This is a genomic window from Streptomyces sp. NPDC048442, from assembly GCF_040651475.1.
GTDB lineage: Bacteria > Actinomycetota > Actinomycetes > Streptomycetales > Streptomycetaceae > Streptomyces.
Genome location: NZ_JBEZKB010000023.1, coordinates 79,478 through 103,723, shown reverse-complemented (window position 1 = coordinate 103,723; position 24,246 = coordinate 79,478). Strand labels below are relative to the sequence as shown.

Sequence of the window (24,246 nt, the reverse complement as noted above, 5' to 3'; positions counted from 1 at the left end):
CCCCCGTACAAGAGATGACCCCCCGTACAAGAGATGACCCCCCGTACAAGAAAGGACGCCACATGCCCGCGCTCGCACAACTCAAGGGTGTCACCCTCGACTGCCCGGATCCGGCGGCCCTGGCCGAGTTCTACCACCGCTTCACCGGATTCGATCTCGCCTTCAGCTCCGCGGAGTTCGCCGGTCTGACCGTGCCGGACGGCCCCGGCATCGGCTTTCAGCGGGTCCCGGACTACCGGAAGCCGCGCTGGCCCGGCCAGGACGTACCGCAGCAGCTCCATCTGGACTTCGCCGTCGACGACATGGCCGTGGCCGAGAAGCTGGCCGTGGAACTCGGCGCTTCCGCAGCGGCCGAGCAGCCCGGCGGCGATCGGTGGCGCGTGCTGCTCGACCCGGCGGGTCACTCCTTCTGCATCTCGGCTTCGAGCTGACCCCCCAACCCCCGGAAGGTTCACCAAGATGTCCGCAACTGTTTCAGATACCGGCACCGGAAAGGCGCCCGGTCCATCGAGGAGCGGCGGCCTGGCCCTGGCCGTCATCGCCGTCGCCCAGCTGATGGTGATGCTGGACGCGACGATCGTGAACGTCGCGCTCCCCGAGGTTCAGAAGGACCTCGGCCTGCACACCACCGATCTGTCATGGGTGGTCAACTCCTACACGCTGGCCTTCGGTGGCCTGCTGCTGCTCGGCGGGCGCATCGGGGACATCCTGGGCCGTCGGCGGGTGTTCCTCGGCGGCATCGCCGTGTTCACCCTCGCCTCCCTGGCCGGCGGCTTCGCCCAGTCCGCGGTCTGGCTGATGACGTGCAGGGCGCTGCAGGGCGTGGGCGCCGCCGTGATCGCGCCGTCCATCCTCGCCCTGATCGTCACGACCTTCCTCGACGAGGGCGTACGCAACAAGGCGTTCGGTGTCTACGCGGCCGTCTCGGGCTCCGGCGCGGCCATCGGCCTGCTCGCGGGCGGCGCCCTCACTCAGGCGCTGTCGTGGCGCTGGGTGCTCTTCGTGAACGTGCCGATCGGCATCGCCCTGTTCTTCGTCATCCCGAAGGTGCTGCGCGAGACGGACCGTCAGCCCGGCCGCTTCGACGTCTACGGCGCCCTGACCTCAACTCTCGGCATGGGCGCTCTCGTCTACGCGTTCATCCGTGCCGCTGACAAGGGCTGGAGCGACGGACCGGCGCTTGCCACCTTCGCGACGGCGGTGGTGCTCCTTGTCGCGTTCGTGGTCATCGAGTCCCGCACTTCGACCCCGATCATCCCGTTGCGGATGTTCCGCGACCGCAACCGCGCGGGGATCTACGTCATCGGCCTGTGTCTGACCGGCTCGGTGATGGGGCTGTTCTTCTTCCTGACGTTGCTGATGCAGAACGTCTTCTCCTACGACCCGTTCCAGGCGGGCCTCGCCTTCCTTCCCGTGAGCGTCTCGATCGTGTTCACGGCGGCGGTGGCGTCCAAGCAGTTGCCCAGGCTCGGCCTGAAACTGCCGCTGGTCCTCGGCGTATCCCTCAACACGGCCGCGCTGCTCTGGCTGTCGAACGTGAGCACCTCGACCGGGTATCTGACCGGTCTGCTCGGCCCGATGCTGCTGTTCGGCGTCGGCACGGGGCTGCTGTTCGTGCCCCTGTCGCAGCTCGGTGTGGCGGGCGTCCCCATGGAGGACTCGGGTGCGGCCTCCAGCCTGCTCAACGCCACCCAGCAGGTGGGCGGTTCGCTGGGCCTTGCCGTCCTCATGACGGTGTTCGGCGCGACCACCCGCTCAAGCACCGGTGCCGACCCGGCCACCGTCCTCACCGACAGCACCTCGGCCGCCTTCCTGACCTCGGCGGGCTTCGCGGCGCTGGCGCTTCTGATCGCCGCGGTCGGTGTGAAGGTGCCCGGCAAGGAGCCCGCGGTGGTGCCGGGCCAGGAACCGGGCGCGACGCCCGCGCAGTCGCCGGCCTGAGCGAGGGCGCCACGCTGTCAGGCGGTACGCACAGGGGCCGGGTCTTCGTTGCGAAGACCCGGCCCTTCGGCGTATGCGATCACGCGTCGGCGTATGCGATCACGCGTCGGCGTATGCGATCACGCGTCGGCGTACTCGGTCATGCTCCGGGCAGCCAGCCCAGTTCCCGTTCGTACTGCTGCCGGCGTCCCAGCCGTGCCACGGCGGCGGGCAGCGAGGCCAACAGGCTGGCCACCGTGTGGTCGAATGCGGGCATGGGCTGTTCGGCAGGGCGGCAGTCGGTCCGCTCTGCGCCCCGCTCCTCGGCGACGCCCACGTCCGCGCCGGTCACCCGCCAGATCATCCCGTCCCGCAGCACATAGCTGCCGAACGTGACCACCTTCTCGCCGTGTACCGCCATGATGCAGCGCGCCATGATCGTGTCGTCGCTGTGGACGTACTCGTTCATACCCACGAAGTCCAGACCGCCTTCCCAGTCCCGGGCGATGCGCGCGCGGATCGCCTCGCGGCCCTTGAACACGCCCTGGAATCGGACCCATTCCGCGTCGGGGTGGTAGACCTCCATCAGAGCGTCGAGGTCGTGCTTCGCCAGGGCGTCCAGCTGCTTCACGAAGACGGGATGGAGCTCCGGCCGTGCCGTTCCATGTAGGGCCATATCCGGCATGTCATCTCCTGTGTGCCAGGTGTGCTCATGGCTGATGTGCACCCATCGTCCGAACGATTCCAGCCGTTGTCCGCTCACAGTTGAGCGGTTCGGATCCAACCCGGTGACGAGGGGGTTATAGTTCCGCCCGATACGGCGCGAGCCGTCATGGGGGATGGCGGGGGATTGATGGTCAGGGTTCTGCTGGCTGAAGACATGCCGATGCTGCGCCGGGCGCTGGTGGCACTGCTCGAACTGCAGGAAGACATCACCGTCGTCGCCGAGGTCGGCTCAGGCGACGGGATCCTGCCGAAAGCGCTTGAGGTCCGGCCCGATGTGGCGGTCCTCGACATCGACCTGCCGGGGATGGACGGGATCTCCGCGGCGGCGTTGCTGCGCGACGCGTTGCCGCAGTGCCGCACGGTGATCCTCACCAGCCTGGGACGGCCGGGCAATCTGCGCCGTGCCCTGCTTGCAGGCGCCTGCGGATTCCTCCTGAAGGACGCCGACCCCGACCAACTCGCCTGCGCCATCAGGGATGTGGCGGCGGGACGTCAGGTCATCGACCCGCAGCTCGCGGTGGCCACACTGCAGGCCGGCGAAGGTCCGCTGACCGTCAGGGAGGCCGAGGTGCTGCGCAGGGCCGCCGATGGCGAGGAGGTCCCGGAGATCGCCAGAGCGCTGTTCCTGTCATCCGGAACCGTACGCAACTACCTGGCGACCGCCGTCACCAAGCTCGGTGCGCGCAACCGCATGGACGCCGTCAGAATCGCCCGGGAGGCCGGCTGGATGTGAGCCGCGGCCCGTCGTCCTCGGTGCCCCAGGCGGCATCGCGGGGCAGCGCCGCGGTCAGTTCGAACCATCCGTCGTCGCTGCGCACGCCGGCGCTGAGCCGCCCGCCGAGGGCCTCCACCCGGGCGGTGAGGCTTACCAGGCCGCTGCCGCTGCCACCGGCGTCGGGGCCCTCGGAGTCCAGGTGCGAGTAGGCCGTCCCCACCCCGTCGTTGGCCAAGGTGATCTCGACCGTACTGTCGTCGAGGTCGCGTGCTTCGATCCGGCACTGTTCCGCCTTGCTGTGCCGCAGCAGATTGGTGACACCCTCGCGCAGCACCGTGGCGAGCACGGTGTCCGCCGCGGTCGACAGTGGGCCCACAGCCGTACGTTCCGTGGTCCGGATGCCCATCGCGTTGAGCAGCGACTCGGCCGCGCTGACCTCGGAGGACAGGCACAGCTCACGGTAGCTGCTGGCCACGGACCGCATGTCGGCGAGGGCCTGATTGCTCAGGGCGAGGATTTCCCGCATTTCTTCCTCGGCCCGGTCCGGACGCAACGCGATGAGGCGGCAGGCGAGTTCACTCTTCAGCTTGACGGTGGCGAGGCTGTAGCCGAGCAGATCGTGCAGGTCGCGGGAGAAGCGGATCCGCTCCCGGTCGACCGCCAGCCGGATCAGCTCGCCGCGTGCGGTCTGCACCTCGCGCATCAGGGTCGCGAGCCGGCTGAGTCCGTACACCACCAAGGCCGTGAGCAGGGTGGCCACAGTGTTGTAGCCCACCTCGTCCCGCCCGAAACCGACGGCGAACTGGATGGCGACCACCGAGGCCAGGACCGCCGCACAGACCAGCGCGCTGGTCAGGCCGCGCAGCAGCAGCAGGACCGAGCCGGCGAGGAACCCCGGCATCCCCATCCACGCGGCACCGAACACGGTGAACGGCGCGTAGGTCAGCACCGCCTGGACCCCCAGGGTCCGCCAGCCCAGGTACGGGGCGGCCCACGGCACGAGCGCGGGAAACGAATGGTTCAACTGGAGGCCGAACAGTGCAAGCAGCAGCACACAACAGCCGATCAGGTCCCACATGGTGTGCGGCGCGCGCAGTACATAGGTGACGGCGACCGCGAAGACGCAGGTGATCACGACGATGGTGATGGTGGCCGCGACGCGGGGTGCGAGATCCGACTCGTGGACGGGACTGCGACCAGAGGGTCGCGGGATGGAACCGGACATACGTCTACACCCCATGGACATCGCCTCGCCAGCTCAGGTCAAGTGCGCAGAGTCTAAAGCCAGTTGGCGTATATCAGGAGGTAGTCGATCGAATGTCGCGGTGTGGTTGGGTGTGAGCGCTCCACAGGCCCAGAATGCGACAACAACGCTCCTGCCAGTCGGCCCCGTTGACCGGAGTGCTGCTCTCGTCCGGCGGTGTGGACTGCGCATCCGTATGCGGCGGCAGCGTGCCGAGAGCGAACTCGCCGATGCTGGACTCGGTGGACCAGTCGAGCCCGAGCGCGCGCGCCGACAAGTCACTGTCACCGACGGCCAGTGCGCACGGCGCGAGCCCCATTGCCGTGCACACCAGGTACAGGGTCTGCTGCAGGACCCCCACGTCCTTGAGCAGCCCGCTGTACGCCAGGCCGCCGAACCGTCCCATGACGCGGTGGAAACGTGCCGTCATCACGACGAGGACAGGGGGATCGGCTGCGAGAGCGCCGGTTTCCCGCGCCTGGCCGACCAGTTCACCGGAAAGCGCCGGATCGGCGTCCACGGGCCTGAGCGCATGTGCGACGGGATCGTAGTGGTAGGCGCCAGGCGCGAGGCCTTCGCAGTTGCTCACCAGCAGGTAGAGCTCAAGTGCGTAGGTACGGCCGACACTTGGATACGGTCGGCTGCTCCCCGGATCCTTCGCGCCGGCGGTGGCCATCGTACGCACCCGGGCCGACCGGTACAGCAGCTCGGCCAGCTGAGCCAGCGTCACCGGGCGCGCGCCGTACGAGCGCAGGGACCTGCGGGCTTCCAGGGCGGCGGTGAGCGGCGGATCCTTGTTGAGGATCACGTCGAGTGCCGGGTGCGGCAGCGCGATCGACTCGTGCTCCGAAACGGCGGGCGACGTCAAGGTGGCGAAATCCTTCGGCTGTTCGCCCGTCGCTCCCACCAGCCCGTCGTCACGGCCGAGCCGACTGCGCGCGTGCATCATCAGATCGGCCGGCGACCACGAGGCAAGAGCAGGATCGTGGTCCTCCGCGAACGAGCAGGTGTCGTCGCCGGGGGACACGTCGCCGCGCACGACCACCCCGGCCCCCTCCAAGTAGCCCACCACGGCGCCCACCACGTCCGCGCGCAACTCCAGGCGCGTGGCCAGCTGGGCGACCGTCGCGGGCTGGGTCAGCGAGCACAGCAGCGAGGCGGACTCCAAACGGTGCAGCACCACGCGCTGTTTGCACAGCGGGGACTCGACACAGAGATCCCCGGTGTCGCTGCGCACCACTGCGTAACGGGAGAGCCGCAGCACCGAGTCCGCCCGCGGACGCGTCGGCTGGAAGCGGGCGTCCGACGCGAGCGGCACCACCGACAGGAGAGGGCTGCTGCCACCGGCCGACAGGGAACGCACCGTCACGTTCCGCAGCTCTTCCAGCGCCCCGTCGAGCAGGGCGCGTTCTTGGCGCGCGTCCTGCGTGGCGGCAGCGGGCACCAGGTTCCGCAGCACCACGGGGCCGTACGACATGCGCTCCAAGGCGGAGCACAGGATCGGTGTCGCCGCGGGCAACAGGACCTCGCCCCATCGGGTGGTCAGCGCCAAGGTGCCTTCGTTCGCGTCGGGCAGCTCGACCAGCGTGTCCTCGCGCAACGACCACAGCTCTACTACGTCCGATGAGGGCTGTGCGATCGATACTGCGGGAGACGTGTCCACGAGGGGCCCTTCTGCGGGGTTCACCACAACGGCTTGCGCCGGAACTGCGGGGTCGGTGTCACAGGAACAGCGGGATCGGATTCAACTCCTCGTAGCGGATGGGTTTTTCGCGTCTTCCGAGCCGGACCGGAACGTCGTGGAGGCGGCCGGGCCCGAAGCGCGCCCAGAAGGTGCGCAGGCCCGGAACGATCACCCTCACCACCGGGACGCCGATGTCCGGCCGGGTCTGGTCGAGTACCAGGAGCTCCATGCCGTGCCGGCGCACCAGCGCCTCGATGTACCTCAGGTCGTCGAGCAGATCAGGACGTCGCTCGTACGAGAAGTCGCTGACGGTACGGGCCGGTTGACGGCCGTCGGGCGCGAGGTAGGGCTGTCCCGCCGTGGTGGCCTCGCGCCACCAGCGCAACGTCGCGGGCTCGTCGCACCCGTAGCCCGAGCCGTCGGCCCGCGCGTTCACCACCGGCGGGAGCATCTGGTTGAGCTCGGACAGGGCCCTGCGCAGCGCGGTCCGCGGGTCGAAGTGGGCGCCGAATCCGAGTGTGATGTCCTCGGCGGGCTTGTCGGTGCGGCGGGACACCGCGGCGAACACGGGGATACCGAGATCGCTGGTGACGTCGAGGACCCAGACCTCACGCCCGAGCCCGCGGTGCGCCGAACGTACCCCGGCCACCCAGGAGTCGTCGAAAGCATCAAGATCGATGGACGGCTGCCGGGTGCGGTTGTACCACCACAGGCCGACCGCGTCGCGCTCGACGAGCTCCAGGAATCCCTGCACCGTGGCGTCCTCCACGCAGGTCCCCGCGGCCGAACCGTTGGAGTGCGCGACACAGGAGCCGCCGCCGGGCGACGGGGGTGCGTTGTAGTAGAGCAGGGAGGTCGGCAGCAACCGTTGCCTGTGCTCGCTCAGGGACCACACCGGGGTCCAGTCCAGCGGCGCGCTCTCGTCGAAGCGCTGGGGGATGTGGTGCGCGGGGGAGTGCTCGGCATTCCAGCGCTCCCGCCCCGCGTACTGCCGCGGATGGAACAACTGGACGAGATCAGGGTGTACGGCGGTGTCCGCGACCTGTGCGTAGGTGGCCCGCACCGTCGGCTCGTCGCCCTGGAAGTAGCCGCTGTGCCGCTCGATCGCCTCGCACAGCGCACTGACCCGGGCGTGCTGCTCCGTGGTGCCCTTGCCGGAGCTGTGGCTGCGCAGTCCGCGGCGTACCGAGCGCAGTCCTGAGGGGTTCGTCACCGGATTGTGGCCGGCGTGAAAGCAGTTGAGGAAGCGCGGCCCCCGGGAGTCCCGGCGGATCTCCTTGACCACCCCCGTCAGCGGATCGACGAGATGCCCGTACCGCTGCTCCATCTCCGACGGCGTCAGCCAGCGGTCGCCGTCGCTGCCCTGCGCCGCCTTGGGCCGACTCTGGACGTTCAGCGGCGAGCTCACCCGCCGGGCCGCAAGGCCGGGGTCGCCGCAGGTGGGGCACTGCGGGCGGCGGCGCACCGCATGGTGCTGCCCGGCGAGCTGCAGACTGTCGAATGTCCAGATCGCGTCCTGTCCCGGATACCGGTAGCCGGCCAGCCACTTGGCGGCCTCCAGCGCGGCCAGCCGCAGTCCCGTGTGGTGACCCGAGGTGAGGCAGGAACGCGGGGCGGACACCGGACGGCCGAGAACGCGGCCGACGTACGTCTCGGCCTGGCGGTTGCGGTGCAGTTGGTCCGCGAGACACTGCCAGCACGAACCGTCGTCCGGCTGCAGGAACGGCCCGATCCAGGGCTGGTTGCCGTGCAGCCGTACCAGCAGCAAGGGCCGTCCCGCAGCTCGGTGCTCCGCGTCGATCTCGCGCAGAGCGGGGTCGAGGTAGTCCTCGCAGAGGACGACGGTGAGTGCCGCCTCCTGCGCCGCCTCGCCGGGCGCTTCGCTCATCCGCAGGCCCGCCTCACACAGCGCCGTGCGCAGCCCCTGGCCGTCGGCCAGGCCGACGGCCAGGGCGGCGACACGGCTCTCGCAAATCCGGCGTACGGCCAAGTCCCCGTCCAGGCCGGCGAGTTCCCAGAACGCCCGGTCGGTCGCTTCCCCCTCCGCCGGAGCACCGGGTGCGCGCAGCAGACCGGCGTCGCTCAGCAGCGAGACCAGTCGGCCCGCCTGATCGCCGGGGACCGCGGGGGCGGCATCCCGCTTCAGCTGCTCCAGGTCACGTGTGCCGTCGAGGAGCGGTACGAGCGTGGCAACGCCAGTACCGTGCAAGGCGGTCACCCCCTGCTCGGACACCAGATAGGCGCCCTGACCGGGAGCCGTCTCGGGCTTGAGATGCGGTTTGAACGCCAGTCCGTGAGCAGTGTTCCGCGAGCTGTCCAAGGGTTCATTCCTTTGTTCATCTCTGGCGGATGACGCGTTCGCGGTGCGTCGTGGAGGCCGTACGCGAGGGGAGGGCGGGACGCGGAGGTCAGGCGGCCGGCCCGTCCGGCAGCGGCGCCCAGCAGATACACGTACCGGGCTGGAACTCTTCGGCGGAGAGCTGAGTGAGGTTCTCGATGACCAGATCGTCGGCAGTCGCGGCCGGAGCGGTGAGCGCGACGAGAGCGGTGGAACCAGCGCTGAGATTCATGGCGGGGTCCTGTCTGGTGGGTGGGCGTTGGCGGAAGCCTTCCGCCGACCGGCTCGCGGGACCAGTGCCTGCCGCATACGGAGCATGTGCATTCTTCACATGTTTTGAGTGCGCCTTGAGCGGCATTTGAGGAGGGCTGCACTGGTACCGGAGGTCCGCCCGGTGAGAACTTCGATGCAGCTCGGTTCCAGGGCGTGACAGCTCACCCTACGTAGGAGGTCGTCCATGGAGATCAGGATGCTCGGACCGCTGAGTGCTCGGACCGAACAGGCGCCGTTCGCCCCGACGGCCGGCAAGCCCCGGCAGATTCTGGCGATGCTCGCGATGTGCCCGAACCAGGTCGTTCCCGTAGGCACATTGATGGAGGAGCTGTGGGGCACGCGGGTCACCCGCGGTGCGCAGACCACCCTGCAGACGTACATCGTGCAGCTGCGCAGGCTGCTCGCCGCGGCGCTCGGCGACGAGGCCCGCGACCCGAAGGAGATCCTGGTGACCCGGCAGGGCGGCTATCTCCTCCAGGTGCCGCGCAGCGCCGTGGACGTGCAGGTCTTCGAGGACCTGGCCGTGCAGGGGCGGGCCGCCTTCAGCCGGGGCGAGGACGTGCGCGCCGCGGAGCTGCTCAACCGTGCCGTCAGGATGTGGCGCGGACCCGCCCTTGTCGATGTGCCGCGCGGGGCGGTCCTGGAGATCGAGGCGATGCGGCTCGCGGAGAGCAGGCTCGGCACACTGGAGCTGCGGATCGACGCCGACCTGCGCCTGGGCCTGGAGGCGCAACTCCTCACCGAACTCACGGCATTGACGGCACATCACCCGCTGCACGAAGGGCTGCACTCGCAGGCGATGGTCGCGCTGTATCGCTGCGGTCGCCAGGCCCAGGCCACCGATGTCTACCGTGCCCTGCGTGTCCGCCTCGTCGGTGAACTCGGCGTGGAGCCGTCGGCGCGAATGCAGCGCCTCCACCAGGCAGTGCTCCGCGCCGACCCGGCACTCGACGCGCCCAGCGGTCACGGCCCGAGGTCCACCTACCATCTCTTCGCGGCCTGACAAGTGACGTAACAGACAGGGCAGTTCAGCGAGCACCAGCAGATCCTGTCCGTTATGCGGTGGGCGTGGTCCCCGCTTTGCGGCATGGTGGGCAGCACTCCGCATGCCGGACGCCGGTGATCGCTGACATGGGGTGGCGGCGGTGGCCGGGGTCGGGTCGGGGTGCGCCGTGGTGTTTGCAGTTGGGCCGTGGGCCGGGCTCGTTCTGCTCGCGTGTTCTTGCGACTTCGGCCGTGTGGTGGGGGTGAACGCGCGCTGCTATGAAGGCCGGAATGTGCTTCCGCGAAGAGTGGGTCAGGTGTGGAGGGTCACCTGGTAATACTCTTCGTCTCACATATTGAGAAGATCGATAATCTGTGATGACACGCCGAGCGCCTCGTTCTAGCGTTTTACCACCCCGGCAATGGCCAACATCGAGCCGTCGCGGGGGGTTTCGTCACATGTTTGACCAAGGGGGAAGTATGTCCAGTGCAGCTGTCGAGGAGAGCCTGACCGAGTATCCAGCCGGGCCGGGCTGTCGCCCGTAGTCGGCTCGGTCTCGTCGGCGGCATGCGGATCGCCCCGGACCTCGGTCCGTCCGCAGCCGCTCGGATCGCCCGGCCGCCGGGCGTCCACTGGACATCAGCAAGTTCATGAGAGCAACGCCTTTACTGGCCCCTCATGGATGAAAGAGGAGTGACCGCCCCATGGGGCCGATATCTGCAAGGCCTTCCCCACCCCCGGCGTCCCGGGCCCGGCCCCGCCTGCGTACGGGAGTTCGGCCATGAGACCGACAGTCCGGACGGAGGACCGGCTTCCTGCGGAACTGCTGGATCTGCCCTGCCGGTACAGCTCGGTGAGCCTGGCGCCCCGACGGCTGCTTTCCGTGGCGGACGACGCCCGTTGGTCCACCCGCTGGACTGTTGCCCGGCTCGACGGCCGAGCCGTGGGAGCGATCACCAGCCACCGGCCGGCCACCGCCCGGTTCAAGGGCGGCCCCTATGACCTGACTCGGCTGGATGCGTCGTTCGACCGGCCCGTCCCCGAGGATCCCCGGCAATGGGTGTTCGTCGGCGGCTGTCGCGATCTGTCCGCGGGCGCGGTGACCGCCGCGACGCTGACCGAGCAGGAGACGGAGCGTGTCCGCGGCGCCCTCGCGGAGCATGTGTTCGCGGAAGCGGACACCGCGGGTGACTTCCCGGTCGCCCTGCACGTACGGGCGGACGAGGCGGCGGCCTTCGCGGCGGGACTGGGCGGGCGGGCCGTGGCCCGTGAACTCGGCCAGACGGCCGATCTGCCCCTCACGGGGGACGACGTCGAGGAGCACGTGGCCGCGCTGAGCTCCTCGCAGCGCGAACGCTGCCGCCGGGACAGGCGCCGGTTCGCGGCCCTCGGCTACGCGGCGGCCCGGGTGCCCGCCGCGACCGTGCTGGCCGAGGCGGCACCGCTGGTCTGCGCCGTCAAGGCCAAGTACGGAGTGGCCGACCACCCCCGGCTCTGTCTGTTCCGACTCCAGGAATGGGTACGGGCCTTCGGCGCCGACGACTGCTACGCCAGCGTCGTGCGCGACCCCGAGGGGCAGCTGCTCGCGGTGTCCTTCTTCGCCGTACAGGGCGAGGTGCTGGAGGGGTACGAGATCGGCCTCGCCGACGATCTGCCGGGCAGGGAGTACGCGTACCTCCAGGCCATGATCCACGGACCGGTCCAGTACGCCTTCGAACTGGGCTGCCGACGTATCGACCTGGGTCTCGACTCCAGTGTCGTCAAGCAGCGGCGCGGTGCCGTGATCAGCGGCGTCTGGGCGATCTCCCTCGCCCCCGCGGCGGCCGGCGCACCTTCCTGAGACCGACCGCTCCGGCGGCGGCGGCCCGCGCAGCAGCTTCTCGCCGGCCCCCACTTGCCCGGCCCAGGCCCCCCACTTGCCCGGCCCAGCCCCCCACTCGCCCGGCCACCTATCGGATGGACTTGGACATGCAGGCCCTTCGGCGTCGCATCATGCTCGACGTACCAGGATTCACGCCCTACCTCGCCTCCCGGGTGCTCACCATGTTCGGTGCCACCATGGCGCCGGTGGCACTCGCCTTCGCGGTGCTGGGGGCCGGGAAGAGCGCCTCCTTCCTCGGGTTGGTGCTCGCCGCGCAGACGGCACCGCAGCTGCTGTTCATCCTGGTGGGCGGTGCGCTGGGAGACCGTGCGTCGCGGAAGCTGATCCTGGTGTGCACCAACCTGGTCATGGCGCTCAGCCAGGCCGGTACCGCCGTCCTGATCGTGACCGGCCACGTCAACCTGCCGCTGCTGATGGGGCTCCAGGCCCTCTGGGGCACCGCGCGCGCCTTCTTCACCCCCGCCAACACCGGTGTCGTGCCCGACCTCGTACGGTCCGAACGCATCCAGGACGCCACGGCCCTGGTGACGCTGAGCAGGAGCATCGCCTCGATCGGCGGTCCGGCGGCGGCCGGCGGGCTGCTCCTGGTCTGGGACGCCGGATACATCGTGCTCGTCGACACCTTCCTCTTCCTCATCAGTGCGGTGCTGCTCACCCGCCTCCCCCTCGCCCGCCCGGTCAACCGGCCGGACGAAACGCTTCGGCAGTCCCTGGTGAGCGGCTGGCGGGAGTTCGCCTCACGCAGCTGGGTCTGGTCCACCGTGGCCAGCTTCGGCTTCTACCAGGGCCTGATCCTCCCCGCCATCTTCCTGATCGGGCCGGTGCTGGCGGCCACCGAGGGCGGCATGGGGCCGTCCGGATGGGCCGTCGTCCTGGTCGCCCAGGGCGTGGGGGCCGTGCTGGGCGGGCTGGTGCTGATGTGGTGGCGGCCCGCCAGGCCCCTGCTGGTCTGCAACCTGCTGGTCGGCCTGGAGTCCCTGTTCCTGTTCGCCCTGGTCGGCACCTCGCAGATGGAACTGGTGGCGCTGCTCGCGCTGATCGGCTCCGCCGGAGTGACCATGTCGGACACCTTGTGGCTCAGCACGCTGCAACGCGAGATCCCCTCCGAGGCGCTGTCCCGGGTCAGTTCGTACGAGTGGCTGGGCTCGCTTGCCCTCAACCCGATGGGCATGGCGCTCACCGGACTGCTCGTCGCGGCGGTCAGCCCGGTGGCGATCGTGGCTGCCGTGGCCGTCCTCAACCTCGCGGTGCGCGCCGCCGTGCTGCTCGCCCCGGGGGTACGGCAGATCCGCAACGCCCCCGAGGCCGCCGCGCAGCCGCCGGTGGTGGTGGAGCCGGCCGCGAAGTAGGCCGGCGTTCGGTTGCCCGCCCCGCCCCGACCGGCCCCCTCCCTTCTCTGTCCCTGTTTCCCCCTGTGTTCCCCCTCTGTTCTGTGAGTCTGGAGATTCCTGTGTCTGCTTCCCTCGTCGTCGAGTCCCACTGGTGTGCCGTTCTCGGTGTCACCGAGTCCGCCCCCCAGGACCGCTTCTTCGAGCTGGGCGGTGACTCGCTCCTCGCGATCGAGCTCATCCAGAAGATCGAGACCGACCTCGGCGTGGAGATCCCCGTCGACGTGCTGTTCCTGGACGGCACCCTGGGCGCCCTCACCGAGGCTTCCGTGAAGGCAGCGCAGGGATGAGGCCACAGGATCTTGGCCCGGCGCCGTCGCCCGCCGAACAGCAGGCCAGGCCCAGGGTGGGCGTGCTGCTTTCGCCGCGCGGTGCGGCCGGCGTGCGCGACCTGCTCGTCGCCGCACGGGACGACGTCCAGGTCGTCCCGCTGCTGCGCAGGTCAGTGGCCGGGCAGTGGCCCGGTCTGGCCGTCCTCGCCACCCGCCTCTTCGGCGCTCTCGTGGAGGTCGACGCGGACCACCTCGAGGTGCCGGGGCCGCCGCTCGCCGGGGTCGTCACGTTCGGCGACTCGGAGCTGGAACTGGCCGCCGAGATCGGCCGCAGGCTCGGCGTACGTCACCGCGACGCGACGCCCGCCGACAAGTACGTACAGCGCACCACCCTGGCCGGTGCCGGACTGACCGGCATGGCGACCCGCCTGCTGACCGGCCCCGACGACCTCGCCTCGGCGGGAGCGGAACTCGGCCTGCCGCTGGTGGTCAAGCCGCGGCGCGGGGCCGGTGGCGAGGACGTCACCGTGGTCCGTACCGAGGAGCAGCTCAAGCAGCTCGGGCGGACCTGGCCGGAAGGTGCCCTGCGCTACGCCGAGCAGTTCATCCCGGACGCACCGCCGGTACCCGGAAGGTGGCAGGCGGACTACGTGTCGGTCGAGGTGCAGAGCGTCGCCGGCCGCCACGACGTCATCGCCGTGTATGCCAAGTTCCCCGTCTACACCCGTAACGGGGCCGTCGGGCAGGTCGCCACGACCGGAGACATCCTGCCGGACGGACTCCCGCCGGACGTCCGGCACCGTGTGACCGAGCTGGTGCTCGGCGCGCACCGCGCGCTCGACATGGGCGACGGCATCTCGCACACCGAGGTCAAACTCGGGGCCACCGGACCGGAGATCATCGAGATCAACTGCCGGGTGGGCGGCCATCTGAGCCGGCTGCTGCACCGCAGGAGCGGCTTCGACCTGGTACGCCAGGCGCTGCTGTGCACGGCGGGGCTGCCCGGACAGCCGCTGCCCGCCACGGGCGGCGAGCGCGCCGTCGCCGGCCTGTTCGTGCCCTTCGCGAGTACGGACGGCGAAGTCAGGTCCCGGGTGTCCCCCGCGGACCTCAGGGAGGCGGGCGCCACCGCCGTGGACGAGGTGGCCAGGGCCGGCGCCCCGCGCTCCGACAGCGACGGGATCGCCTGCAACGTCGTCTTCGACTGCGCCGACGAAGCCGAACTCCGCCGGAGCGTCGGCGCGTTCCTTCTCCGGGTACGGGAGCTGTTCGCCCCGGACGGCGTGGGCCACGGGGACTGGACCGAAGCCATGATCACCCAGCTGGGTGCCGAGCCGGTCGCAGCGGGGGCTTGACATGGGCTACCTGTACACGCTGTACGCCGAGGCGGCCGACGCGGCGGGGGAGGCTCTCGCCGTCGACGGCGGCCGGGGCGCCTGGACGTACGCGGAACTGCTGGAGCGGGTCCGGGAGTTCACCGGACGGCTGAAGCGGGCCGGTGCGGGCGCGGGCCTGCGCATCGGCGTCGCCGACGACCTGGGCGCCGACCTGTACCCGGCCGTACTCGCGGTCTCCGCACTGGACTGCTCCCTGGTGCCCTATGTGGCGGACGGCCCGCAGGGCGAGCGGAAGCGACTGGAAAGGCTCGGCATCTGGGGGACCGTCTCTGCCGGTGCCTCGGCCGTGGACATCACCGCGCACGGCGCGGCGGCGCGCGACCTGCACCGGCACGCACAGAGCGAGGCGTACGTCCTGTCCACGTCGGGCTCGACCAGCGCGCCGAAGGACGTCGCCATCGGCGACCGGAACCTTGAAAGCTACGCGGGCCACTTGCGCACCGTCGCCCGCAGCGGACCCGGCGACCGGATCAGCCAGAACTACCAGCCGCAGTTCGACGCGTTCTACGAAGTGCTGATGATGGCCGCGCTCGGCCGCAGCGCCCTGGTGGTGCCTGACGGACGGGAACACCTTCTCGTGCAGCGCTTCTGCGAGCGCTGGGGCGTCACCGTGTGGAACTCCGTACCCTCCCAGGTGACGATGGCCCACCGGCTGCGGCAGCTGAACCCGGGCTCGCTGCCCGGCATCAAACTGGCGGTGTTCGGCGGGGAGGCGCTCTCCGAGCACAGCCTGGCGCTGTGGCGGGCGGCGGCACCCGCCTCGACCGTGATCAACAGCTACGGCCCCAGCGAGACGACCGTCGCCTGCACCGAATACGTGCTCGGCCCCGAAACCGAGCACGCGGGAAGCGACGTACCCATCGGCCGGGTGCTGCCGCACCTGGAGGGCCGCCTGGTCGAACCGGCCGTCGCGCCGGGAGAACTCGAACTGTGCGTGCGCGGCCCGCAGATCTTCGACGGGTACCTGGACCCCCGGCACAACGCGGGCCGGTTCTACACCGAGACCGACGGCCGGTTGACCCCGCTCCAGCACGGGAGTCCCACTCGCGGCGACTGGTACCGCACCGGCGACATCGTCGTGGAGACCGAGCGGGGACTGGTCTTCCGGCGCCGCGCCGACCACGAGACCAAGGTCCGGGGCAAGCGCGTCGACCTCACCGCGGTGGAGGACGAACTGCGGCGTCAGCCAGGGGTGACCGAGGCCCGGGTCCTGGTACTCGACGACGCCGTGCACGCGGTCGTCGAAACACTGGCCCGCGGCGACGACGCACCGGACCTGGACCTGACCGGGCTGCGGGACTACGCACGCCCGCGCACCGTCGTACGGGTCGCCTCCCTGCCCCGGCTGCCCAACGGCAAGACCGATCTGCGCGCCGTCGAACAGCTGGTGCGGCAAGCCCTCCGCGCGCCCGCCGCGCCCCTCACGACCACAACGGGTGGACAAGAATGAGCACTGACCGACTCCGCGCGGCGATGGCTGCCGCCCTGCTGGAACCGCTGGACCGCAAGGCCCCGCCGGGACAGCCCGCCGACCTCCAGCGGTCCTGGGTCCAGAACGGCGGCACCTCGCTGGAGGCGTATGCCGCGGTGATGGGGATCGAGCAGGAGCTGGGAGCCGTGATCCCGGTGGCCAGGCTGCTGGGCCCCGCACCGCTCGCCGAACTGCTCGAAGCGGCCGGACCGGCAGAGCCGGCGCCCCGACGGGACTGGGCGGGCGGCGACGCCGTGCCCGCCACCGCGTCCCAGCGCCGGCACTGGCGGCACGCGCAGGGAGCGGGCTCGGCCGCCTTCCTCAACATGGGCCACGCCGTGCGCTGCACCCGCGGCTTCGACGCGGACCGGGCCGAAGCCGCCTTCCGGACCCTGATCACCCGTCACGAGTCGCTGCGCAACCGCTACCTGACCGGCCCCGACGGCCGGCTGATGCTCCAGGACGTGGCCCAGTGGCCGACCCTGGCCGTGTTCGAGCGGCACGCCGGGGTGGCAACGGCCGAGGAAGCCACCGTGGTGATCCGTACTGCCGTCGGCCGGCCCTTCTCGCTCGGCGAGGAGCCTCCCGTACGGGGCGGTTGCGTGCCGCTGCCCGACGGGGAGGCCGTGGTGTACTTCGGCATCCACCACATCGCCGCCGACGGCTGGTCCACCGACCTGCTCGCCAGCGAGTTCCTCGCCCTCTACACCGACCCGGGCACCGACCTCGCCGCCGCCACCCCGTTCAGCAGCTACGCGGGGATGCTGGACGCCCGCGCCGGCGAGGGGCACTACGCGCAGGACATCGCCTACTGGCGCAAGAAGTTCGGCCGGGTCTCGCCCGACTTCACCATCGCCAGGCGCAGCGGCGAAGCGGGCGGGCAGCGGGCCGGCTCGCTCAAGCTCAGCTGGGACGCCCCGGAGCAGGCCCGCGCGGTGCGAACTGCGGCCAGGGAGTACGGCGTCACGACGTACAGCCTGCTCCTCGCCTCGCTGCTGGCCTCGGCGCACGTACTGTCGGGCGAGGACGACGTCGTGGTGATGAGCGGAGTCGCCAACCGCAACTCGGCGCGAGTCCGCGACACCATCGGGCTGTTCACCAACCAGATCTTCTTCGTCGGGAACTTCGCCACCACCGCCGCCACGCGCGACTACGTGGCCGACGTGCACGGCGACGTGGTGGAGAGCCTGGGGCGCAGCGAACTGCCCGTCGAAGTCGTGCTCGACGAACTCGACGCGTACACCACGGCCCGCACCCTCGCCCCGTACGCGAACATCCTCTTCCAGGCGGCCGACGCACCTCTCGACCCGCCCGCGATCCGGGACGGCAGCTGGCGCAACCACTCCCTGGGCACCGGCAGCATCAAGCGCCACTGCAACATCCACCTCGTCGACACGTCCGAAGAACTCACCCTGGAACTGGACTACAGCCTCGCGCTGGTCGGCGAGAAGGACGCGCAGCGACTGCTCGACGCCGTCCGCGCCGGGGTGGAGCACCTGGTGAACTCCCCGGACTCCTCGGTGGCCGAACTGCTGGCCCCGGTCCGGCAGGCGGCCGGCGAAAGGGAGCCGCAGCTCACCGTGTTCGCCGTCGACTACCCCGGGGCGCGCACCGAACCCGCGCTCGCGGCGTTCGTCCGCGAGGCCTTCCCGGAGAACCACGTCGTCGAACTGCCGGTGCCCCGCAGCCTGGACCCCCAGGAGGCCGAGGACCGGCTGCGCGAGTGCCTGGCGGCGGTGCGCGGCGCCGAGGGCCCCAAGGTCGTGCTGTCGTACTGCTCCGCCTCGGCCTGGGCGCGGCACCTGGTGGCCGCACTGCCGGAGGAGGAAATACGCCTGGTCACCGTGGGCGGCAACGTCGTGACGGAGGACGACTGGACGGCGGAGCTCGCCGAGCTCGTCCACCGGCTCGACCCGTCGGCCGACCTGTCGGCGGCGGCGGGCCTGCGGATCGACAGCACCGGCGGACCCGCCGAGGCCTGGGCGTCCGCCCGGACCGTGCTCGCCGAGATGGGCGTCCTGCTGGAGGCCGCGTACACGGCCCGCTTCGGCACGCCGCTGGGACGGGTCGCCCGCGAGACCATGGCCGTCCAGCTGGCGTGGCTGTCCTACCTGGGCACCTGCACGGTCCTGGGCACCCTCGCCGCACCGGGGAGCGCGTGGGGACCGGCGCTGGCCGGCGACCTCCTGGACGGCCGCGCCGACCTGGAGGCACGGCTGACGCCCGAGCTGACGCTGCCCGGCGCGGCCGCCGACAGAGAGCCGGCGAGGTGACGGGCGACGAGTTCACCCGGCGGGCCCTGGCCGCGTACGACCGGCAGCGCCGCCGGTGCAGCGAGCCCCAGGAGGCGGTCCGGGAAGTCTTCGCCGACCTGCTGGACCAGGCCACGGACACCGCCTTCGGCAGGGACCACGGCCTGCGTCCGGTGCGCACCCGGGCGGACTTCGCGGCGGCGGTGCCGGTCCGCGGCTACGAGTCGTTCCGCGGCTACGTGGAGCGCATCCGCGCCGGCGAGGACCGGGTGCTCACGGTGAGCGACCCGTACGCCCTGCACACCACCTCCGGCACCACGGGACGGCCGAAGTACGTACCCACCACCCGGCACTGGCGGGACCGCTACCGCGGACCCGCGCTGTACGCCCAGTGGGGGCTCTACGTGCACCGATTGGGGCTGACCCGGTACCGGCCGGGCAACGTACTCGACCTGTCCTGGGAGCGTACGGAGGCGAGCAGTGCCTGGGCGTCGGACGACGCGCTGCCGGTCTACAGCATCACCAAGCGGCCGGCCGCGGTCGGGCCCGACGACTGGGCCCCGCCGTGGTACTCCGAACGCTGGTTCGCGGGCGACCTGGGGAGCACGCCGCTCTACACCCGGATGCGGCTGCTGGCCGGATCGGACGTCCGTCTCGTGGTGGCGGTCAACCCGTCCCGGATCACCGCGCTCGGGGAGACCCTCAACCAGGAACTTCCGTACCTGCTGAAGGACCTGCGGGACGGCACGGTCCGCGGTCTGCCCGACGCGCGGTCGGCGCCCGACCCGGTCACCGCCGCGCGTCTTGAGACCGCCCACGCCTTCAGCGGGCGGGTCACCCTGACCGACCTGTGGCCGGGGCTGTCGCTGCTCGTGTGCTGGAACTCGGCGTCCGCCCGCTACTACCGCGGCTGGCTGGACCAGATAGCACCGGGCGTACCGCTCATCCCGTTCAGCACCACCGGGACCGAAGGCATCGTCACGCTGCCGGTGGACTCGCACACCTCGGCGGGGCCGCTCGCGATCGACCAGGGGCTCTTCGAGTTCGCCCCGTGCGACGCCGCCGACCCGGGCGCCCCGCTCGCCGAGGACGTGGCCACGCTCGGCCCCGAGGAACTGGCGCACGGCGAGACGTACCGGCTGGTCATGAGCCAGGCCAACGGCCTCTACCGGTACGACACCGGTGACATCTACCGCGTGGTCGGCCGGGTCGGGCGGCTGCCGCGCCTCGACTTCGAGGGCCGGGGCGGTTCCGTCACGTCGTTCACGGGGGAGAAGCTGACCGAGTCCGACGTCCACGCGGCGATCCGCTCGGCCGTCGGCCACGCCTCTGTCAGCGGCGGCTATTCGGTGGTCCCGGTGTGGGGCCGTCCCCCCGGCTACGTGCTGGTGATGGAGCGGCCCGAGGCGGCGGACGCCGAGCGGTTCTGCCTGCGCGTCGACGCCGCACTCGCCCGGCTCAACACCGAGTACGCCGAGAAGCGCGACTCCGGACGGCTGTCCCCGCTGCGGGCCCGGGTGATCGCACCGGGCACCTACCGGGCGCTGGCCGACCGCAAGGTGGCCTCCGGGGCCTCGGCGGCACAGGTCAAACACCGCTGGCTGCACACCGACGACGCGCTGCTGCGGGACCTCGACACCCACCGCCCCGCCCTTCTGTGAGCACGCCCCTTCCCGCCCCACCCCTGTCTGTGACTCAGCCCAACCCTTGTCTGTGACTCAGCCCAACCCTTGTCCCTGACTCAAGCGACAAGAGAACAACAGGAGCCTGTCATGTCTGTTTCACCCACACTGGCCGAGGACTTCATGCGCGACGGCTACGCCGTGGTCCGCGGCGTGCTGCAGCCGGAGGACTTCACGGCCGTACGGGAGGAGTACGCCCGGCTGATCGAGCGGCGTGCGGCCGAGTGGCGGCGCGACGGCCTGCTCGCCCCCGAGGCCCCCGGCGAGGAGGGGGCCCTGGCGGGCAAGCCGTTCGACGAGCAGCTGATCGCGCTCGCGTCGGTGCCCGGCTTCGACCCGGCGCTGCTCAGCGAGCTGGACATCACGCTGCCGCACATGCCGTTCACCTCGCTCCAGCCGGGCAGCAAGGTGCACACCGGGCCCGGCGTCCTGGGCCTGCTGCGCAATCCCAAGGTGCTCGACGTGGTCGCGCGGCTCGTCGGTGACGAGATATCGGCGAGCCCCAACCAGCACGTCCGGCTCAAGCTCCCGGCGCCCGGCGCCACGGGCAGGTTCGGCGCACGTCGGGGCGAGACACTGCACGCCCCCACCATGTGGCACCAGGACGCGATGACTCAGATCCCGCAGTCCGACGACACCACCATGCTGACCTGCTGGATTCCGCTGATGGACGTCACCGAGGAGCACGGCTGCCTGCTCGTCGTCCCGCGCCGGCACCAGGAGGAGCACCTCCTGCCCTGGCCGATGGACGCGGACACGGTGAAGAGCCTGGAAGCCGAGGCGGTGCCCCTGCCTGTGCAGCAGGGCGACCTCGTACTGCTCCACAAGCGCACCCCGCACGGCTCGACGGTCAACCGCTCCGAGCGACTGCGATGGAGCTTCGACTTCCGCTTCTTCCCCACCCACGAGCCCTCCGACCGGCCGTGGTTCCCGTCCGTGGTGGCCCGCAGCGTCGCCGCGCCCGAGCGGGCGGCCACGGACGCCGACCAGTGGCGCCGCCAGTGGGAAGAGGCCCGCGACCTCTTCGTCAGGACCGGTCAGATGGTCCCCGGGCGGCGGGAGTTCTCCCAGCTGGTCGCGGACTCGCTGATCGCCCGTTGGGAGTCGGGCGACTTCCCGACCCTCGACGCTGCGGCCACCCATGCCTGAGGTGCTTTCCGGCGCCGACCCTTTGCTCCGGTCCCTGGAGCGCGGCGATGCGACCCTCGCCGTGCACACCTGGGGGCACGGGCCGGCCGAACTCCTTTACGTACACGGCCTCCAGAGCCACGCCGGGTGGCTCTCCGAGGCCGGACCCGAGCTGGCCGCACGCGGGGTCCGGCTGTCGGTGCTCGACCGGCGCGGCTCGGGCCGCAGCACCGGGCAGCGCGGTCATCTGGCGGACGCCGCCTCGGTGCTCGACGACTACGCCGCCTTCCTGGCAGAGGCGGACGCCGGGGCCACCGGGCCGCTCACGGTGGTCGGGCAGAGCTTCGGGGGGAGCATCCTCGCGGCGCTGCTCGCCACCGGCCGGGTTCCGGCGGGAGCGCGGATCGTGCTGTGCGCACCGGCACTCGGCCAGCAGCGGGCCCGGCTGGACGAAGCCGCGCGCGCTCAGGCGCGGCAACGCACCGGAACGTCCTACTCCGCGATCCGCCTGCACGACGAGCAGTACACCGACCTGCCCCGCTATCTGCGGACCATGGCCAACGACGGGCTGATGGTACGGATGCTGACGGACTCCTTCCGGGCCGCGATGATCGAGATCGAGGATCTGTACATGACAGCCGGCAGCGGCCCCTGGGCCGCCTTCCCGGTGCACGTGGCACTGCCGCAGTGCGACGCGATCATCGACCTCGACGCGTCCCGGGACGCGGTCGCCCGACTTGCCCCGCACGCGCACACCGAGCGGTTCGCCACCACGTCCCACTACCTGGAGTTCACGGACGTGCGCCGCGCGTACTGGGACTGGCTGGCAGAGGTGGCCCGTGCCGGAGATTGAGCTGTACGAGGCGCGCGTGCCGATGCGACGGCCGTTCCGTCACGCGGCGAAGGCCAGGACCGCTTCCGCGTCCGTGCTGGTCGCGGTCCGCGAGGACGGCGTGACGGGCTGGGGGGAGTCGGCGCCGCGGGAATACGTCACCGGGGAGTCCGTCGAGTCCGTGCTGGCCTCGCTGGGCCGCCCGGAGGTGCTGCGGTCGGCGGTGGAGATCCTCGGGCTGCCCTTCGACGAGGCCCTTTCGGCGCTGGCCGGGTACGCCCCGGGGCTTGCGCCCGCCGCTGCCGCCGGACTGGAGACCGCGCTCTTCGACCACCTGTGCCGGCGCGCCGGTGTGTCCGGGCTCGAGGCCCTGCACCGGGCCGGTTTCGGCGACGTGCTGGCCGCCCGGCCGGCCCCGGCGCCGGTCGCGACGGTGCTCGACCTGGGCCGTGACCCCGTCGGTCACCTGACGGCGCTCTCCGACGCGGCGCGGGCGGCGATCCCGCACCTGAAGCTGAAGGCAGGTCCGGAACCGCAGGCCGCGGCCGAATCGGTGGCCCGGGTGCGCGGCCTGCTGCCGGCCGGCACGACCGTTTCGGTGGACGCCAACTGCGCCTGGGAGGCGCCCGAGGTCCTGCGCCGTGCGGACGCGCTGCTGGCCGCCGGAGTCTCCTGGCTGGAGGAGCCGCTCGCCCCGCGCAGCTGGCCTGAGCTCGCGGCCCTGCGCCGCGCCGGCCTGCGGGTGATGCTCGACGAATCCTTCGTGTCCACGGAGGACCTGGCGGACTGCGTGACCCACCGGGCGGCCGACCTGGTCAACCTGCGGGTGTCCAAGTGCGGGGGCCCGCTGCGCCTGCTGACCGCGCTCAGGGTCGCCCGGCGGGCCGGGCTCGGCGTGCAACTCGGCGTGCAGGTGGGTGAGGTCGGTCCGCTCTGGGCGACCGGTCGGCTCATCGCGACGGCTCTGCCGTACGCGGAGGCCGTCGAGGCCGGACGGCAGGACGAATGGTTCCCGCCGGAGCTCACCGCTCCCGCCTACGAGGTGGACCGCGGCACGTCCAGGGCCCCGGCCCTCACCGGTCCCGGCATCGGGCTGAAGGTCACCCCCGAGCTGCTCGGCCTGTGCGAGCCACGCGGAAAACAGTCGGCAGACATCCACCAGCCGACAGACACCCACCAGTCGGCACGTACCCCCCAGCCGGCAGACACCCATCGGCCGGAAACCACGCACCAGCCGGAAGACACCCGTCGGCCGGAAAACCCCACGAGGAGCACTGCATGAACGGACGACGGGCGTGGATCACCGGAGGCGCCTCGGGCATCGGGGCCGAAGTGGCCAGAAGGCTGGCGGAGAACGGCGCCACCGTGCTGCTGATCGACCGTGACGCACAGGCCCTGGAGGCAACGGCGCGCACCATGCCGTCCGGGACGCGCACCCTCGAACTGGACGTGACGGCCACCGCCCGGGTGACCGAGGTGGTGGCCGGGCTCGATCCGGCCGAGCTGCCGGACATCCTGGTGAACTCCGTGGGCGGCGACACCCGCCGCATCGCCCTCACCGACCTGCGCGAGCAGGACCTCATGAACGCCGTGAGGGAGAACCTGCTCGGCTGCTTCACCCTGACCAGGCTGTGCGTACCGGCCATGACCGACCGGGGCCACGGGCGGATCGTCAACCTCGCCTCCATCGCCGGGCGCAGCTACTCGATCTTCTCCAACGCCGCGTACGTCGCCGCCAAGGCCGCGGTCATCGGCTACACGAAGCAGTGCGCGTACGAACTGGCCGCCACCGGTGTGGTGGTGAACGCCGTCGCCCACGGACCCATCGCCACCGAGCGGCTGCTGCTCGCACAGCAGGAGATGCCCCCGGAGCGCCTGCGCGAGGTGCTCGACCGGCTTCCCATGGGCCGGTACGGCACGCCCGACGAGGCCGTCGGCGCGGTCGTCCACCTGTGCGGCAACGACGCGGGCTACACGACGGGCTGCGTGGTCGACGTCAACGGCGGCCTGCACATCTAGCAACACACCCTCAGCACCACCCTCAGCACCACCCTCCGC

General features: G+C 71.1%; 20 protein-coding genes. 15 read left to right on the top strand and 5 right to left on the bottom strand.

Annotated elements, in window-relative coordinates:
• The first annotated feature begins 62 nt into the window (after positions 1-62).
• Together AB0D18_RS29275 and AB0D18_RS29270 are read left to right on the top strand one after the other, a co-directional pair.
• On the top strand, positions 63-431 hold the full coding sequence (locus AB0D18_RS29275) for a VOC family protein (RefSeq protein WP_362424964.1): 369 nt from the start codon (positions 63-65) through the stop codon (positions 429-431).
• A 28-nt stretch (positions 432-459) separates the two neighbouring features.
• Positions 460-1,941: an MFS transporter gene (locus tag AB0D18_RS29270; RefSeq protein WP_362424961.1), complete on the top strand. Its 1,482-nt coding sequence runs from the start codon at positions 460-462 to the stop codon at positions 1,939-1,941.
• 139 nt (positions 1,942-2,080) lie between these two features.
• On the opposite strand, the gene AB0D18_RS29265 is transcribed toward AB0D18_RS29270, so the two are convergent.
• On the bottom strand, positions 2,081-2,605 hold the full coding sequence (locus tag AB0D18_RS29265) for a nuclear transport factor 2 family protein (RefSeq protein WP_362424958.1): 525 nt from the start codon (positions 2,603-2,605) through the stop codon (positions 2,081-2,083).
• Between the two features lie 168 nt (positions 2,606-2,773).
• Between AB0D18_RS29265 and AB0D18_RS29260 the strand changes: the two genes are divergently transcribed.
• Complete coding sequence (locus tag AB0D18_RS29260; RefSeq protein WP_362425038.1) at positions 2,774-3,379, top strand: response regulator transcription factor; 606 nt, start codon at positions 2,774-2,776, stop codon at positions 3,377-3,379.
• Here AB0D18_RS29260 and AB0D18_RS29255 read toward each other — a convergent pair.
• From AB0D18_RS29255 to AB0D18_RS29240, 4 genes are all read right to left on the bottom strand, one after another.
• The gene (locus AB0D18_RS29255) at positions 3,348-4,586 is read right to left on the bottom strand and encodes a histidine kinase (protein WP_362424955.1); all 1,239 of its coding nucleotides are present in this window, start codon (positions 4,584-4,586) and stop codon (positions 3,348-3,350) included. The genes AB0D18_RS29260 and AB0D18_RS29255 overlap by 32 nt on opposite strands.
• Before the next feature lie 73 nt (positions 4,587-4,659).
• Complete coding sequence (locus AB0D18_RS29250; protein WP_362424952.1) at positions 4,660-6,267, bottom strand: SagB family peptide dehydrogenase; 1,608 nt, start codon at positions 6,265-6,267, stop codon at positions 4,660-4,662.
• A 58-nt stretch (positions 6,268-6,325) separates the two neighbouring features.
• Complete coding sequence (locus AB0D18_RS29245; protein WP_362424949.1) at positions 6,326-8,608, bottom strand: TOMM precursor leader peptide-binding protein; 2,283 nt, start codon at positions 8,606-8,608, stop codon at positions 6,326-6,328.
• Positions 8,609-8,696: 88 nt separating this feature from the next.
• A complete protein-coding gene (locus tag AB0D18_RS29240; protein WP_362424946.1) occupies positions 8,697-8,858 on the bottom strand; it encodes a hypothetical protein in 162 nt (53 codons plus the stop codon).
• 225 nt (positions 8,859-9,083) lie between these two features.
• Here AB0D18_RS29240 and AB0D18_RS29235 point away from each other — a divergent pair, with 225 nt between their 5' ends.
• From AB0D18_RS29235 to AB0D18_RS29180, 12 genes are all read left to right on the top strand, one after another.
• On the top strand, positions 9,084-9,902 hold the full coding sequence (locus AB0D18_RS29235; RefSeq protein WP_362424943.1) for an AfsR/SARP family transcriptional regulator: 819 nt from the start codon (positions 9,084-9,086) through the stop codon (positions 9,900-9,902).
• A 763-nt stretch (positions 9,903-10,665) separates the two neighbouring features.
• Positions 10,666-11,724 carry a GNAT family N-acetyltransferase gene (locus AB0D18_RS29230; protein WP_362424940.1) on the top strand — a complete coding sequence of 353 codons (1,059 nt, stop codon included), beginning with the start codon at positions 10,666-10,668 and terminating at the stop codon, positions 11,722-11,724.
• 128 nt (positions 11,725-11,852) lie between these two features.
• Positions 11,853-13,115 carry an MFS transporter gene (locus AB0D18_RS29225; RefSeq protein WP_362424937.1) on the top strand — a complete coding sequence of 421 codons (1,263 nt, stop codon included), beginning with the start codon at positions 11,853-11,855 and terminating at the stop codon, positions 13,113-13,115.
• Positions 13,116-13,216: 101 nt separating this feature from the next.
• Positions 13,217-13,444, top strand: a complete 228-nt coding sequence (locus AB0D18_RS29220) for a phosphopantetheine-binding protein (protein WP_362424934.1) — start codon at positions 13,217-13,219, stop codon at positions 13,442-13,444.
• Positions 13,441-14,781, top strand: a complete 1,341-nt coding sequence (locus tag AB0D18_RS29215) for a hypothetical protein (RefSeq protein ID WP_362424931.1) — start codon at positions 13,441-13,443, stop codon at positions 14,779-14,781. Before AB0D18_RS29220 ends, AB0D18_RS29215 begins: the two co-directional genes overlap by 4 nt.
• Before the next feature lies 1 nt (position 14,782).
• Positions 14,783-16,273 carry an AMP-binding protein gene (locus tag AB0D18_RS29210; protein WP_362424928.1) on the top strand — a complete coding sequence of 497 codons (1,491 nt, stop codon included), beginning with the start codon at positions 14,783-14,785 and terminating at the stop codon, positions 16,271-16,273.
• Entirely contained in the window at positions 16,270-18,567 is a 2,298-nt protein-coding gene (locus tag AB0D18_RS29205) for a condensation domain-containing protein (protein WP_362424925.1), read from the top strand. Before AB0D18_RS29210 ends, AB0D18_RS29205 begins: the two co-directional genes overlap by 4 nt.
• A complete protein-coding gene (locus tag AB0D18_RS29200) occupies positions 18,564-20,207 on the top strand; it encodes a GH3 auxin-responsive promoter family protein (protein WP_362424922.1) in 1,644 nt (547 codons plus the stop codon). Before AB0D18_RS29205 ends, AB0D18_RS29200 begins: the two co-directional genes overlap by 4 nt.
• Before the next feature lie 111 nt (positions 20,208-20,318).
• A complete protein-coding gene (locus AB0D18_RS29195) occupies positions 20,319-21,377 on the top strand; it encodes a phytanoyl-CoA dioxygenase family protein (RefSeq protein ID WP_362424919.1) in 1,059 nt (352 codons plus the stop codon).
• Positions 21,370-22,209 (top strand): alpha/beta fold hydrolase, encoded by an 840-nt coding sequence (locus AB0D18_RS29190; RefSeq protein WP_362424916.1) that lies wholly within the window; start codon positions 21,370-21,372, stop codon positions 22,207-22,209. Before AB0D18_RS29195 ends, AB0D18_RS29190 begins: the two co-directional genes overlap by 8 nt.
• On the top strand, positions 22,196-23,470 hold the full coding sequence (locus AB0D18_RS29185; protein ID WP_362424913.1) for an enolase C-terminal domain-like protein: 1,275 nt from the start codon (positions 22,196-22,198) through the stop codon (positions 23,468-23,470). The genes AB0D18_RS29190 and AB0D18_RS29185 overlap by 14 nt, the downstream gene beginning before the upstream one ends.
• The gene (locus AB0D18_RS29180) at positions 23,467-24,207 is read left to right on the top strand and encodes an SDR family oxidoreductase (RefSeq protein ID WP_362424910.1); all 741 of its coding nucleotides are present in this window, start codon (positions 23,467-23,469) and stop codon (positions 24,205-24,207) included. Before AB0D18_RS29185 ends, AB0D18_RS29180 begins: the two co-directional genes overlap by 4 nt.
• Positions 24,208-24,246 lie beyond the last annotated feature (39 nt).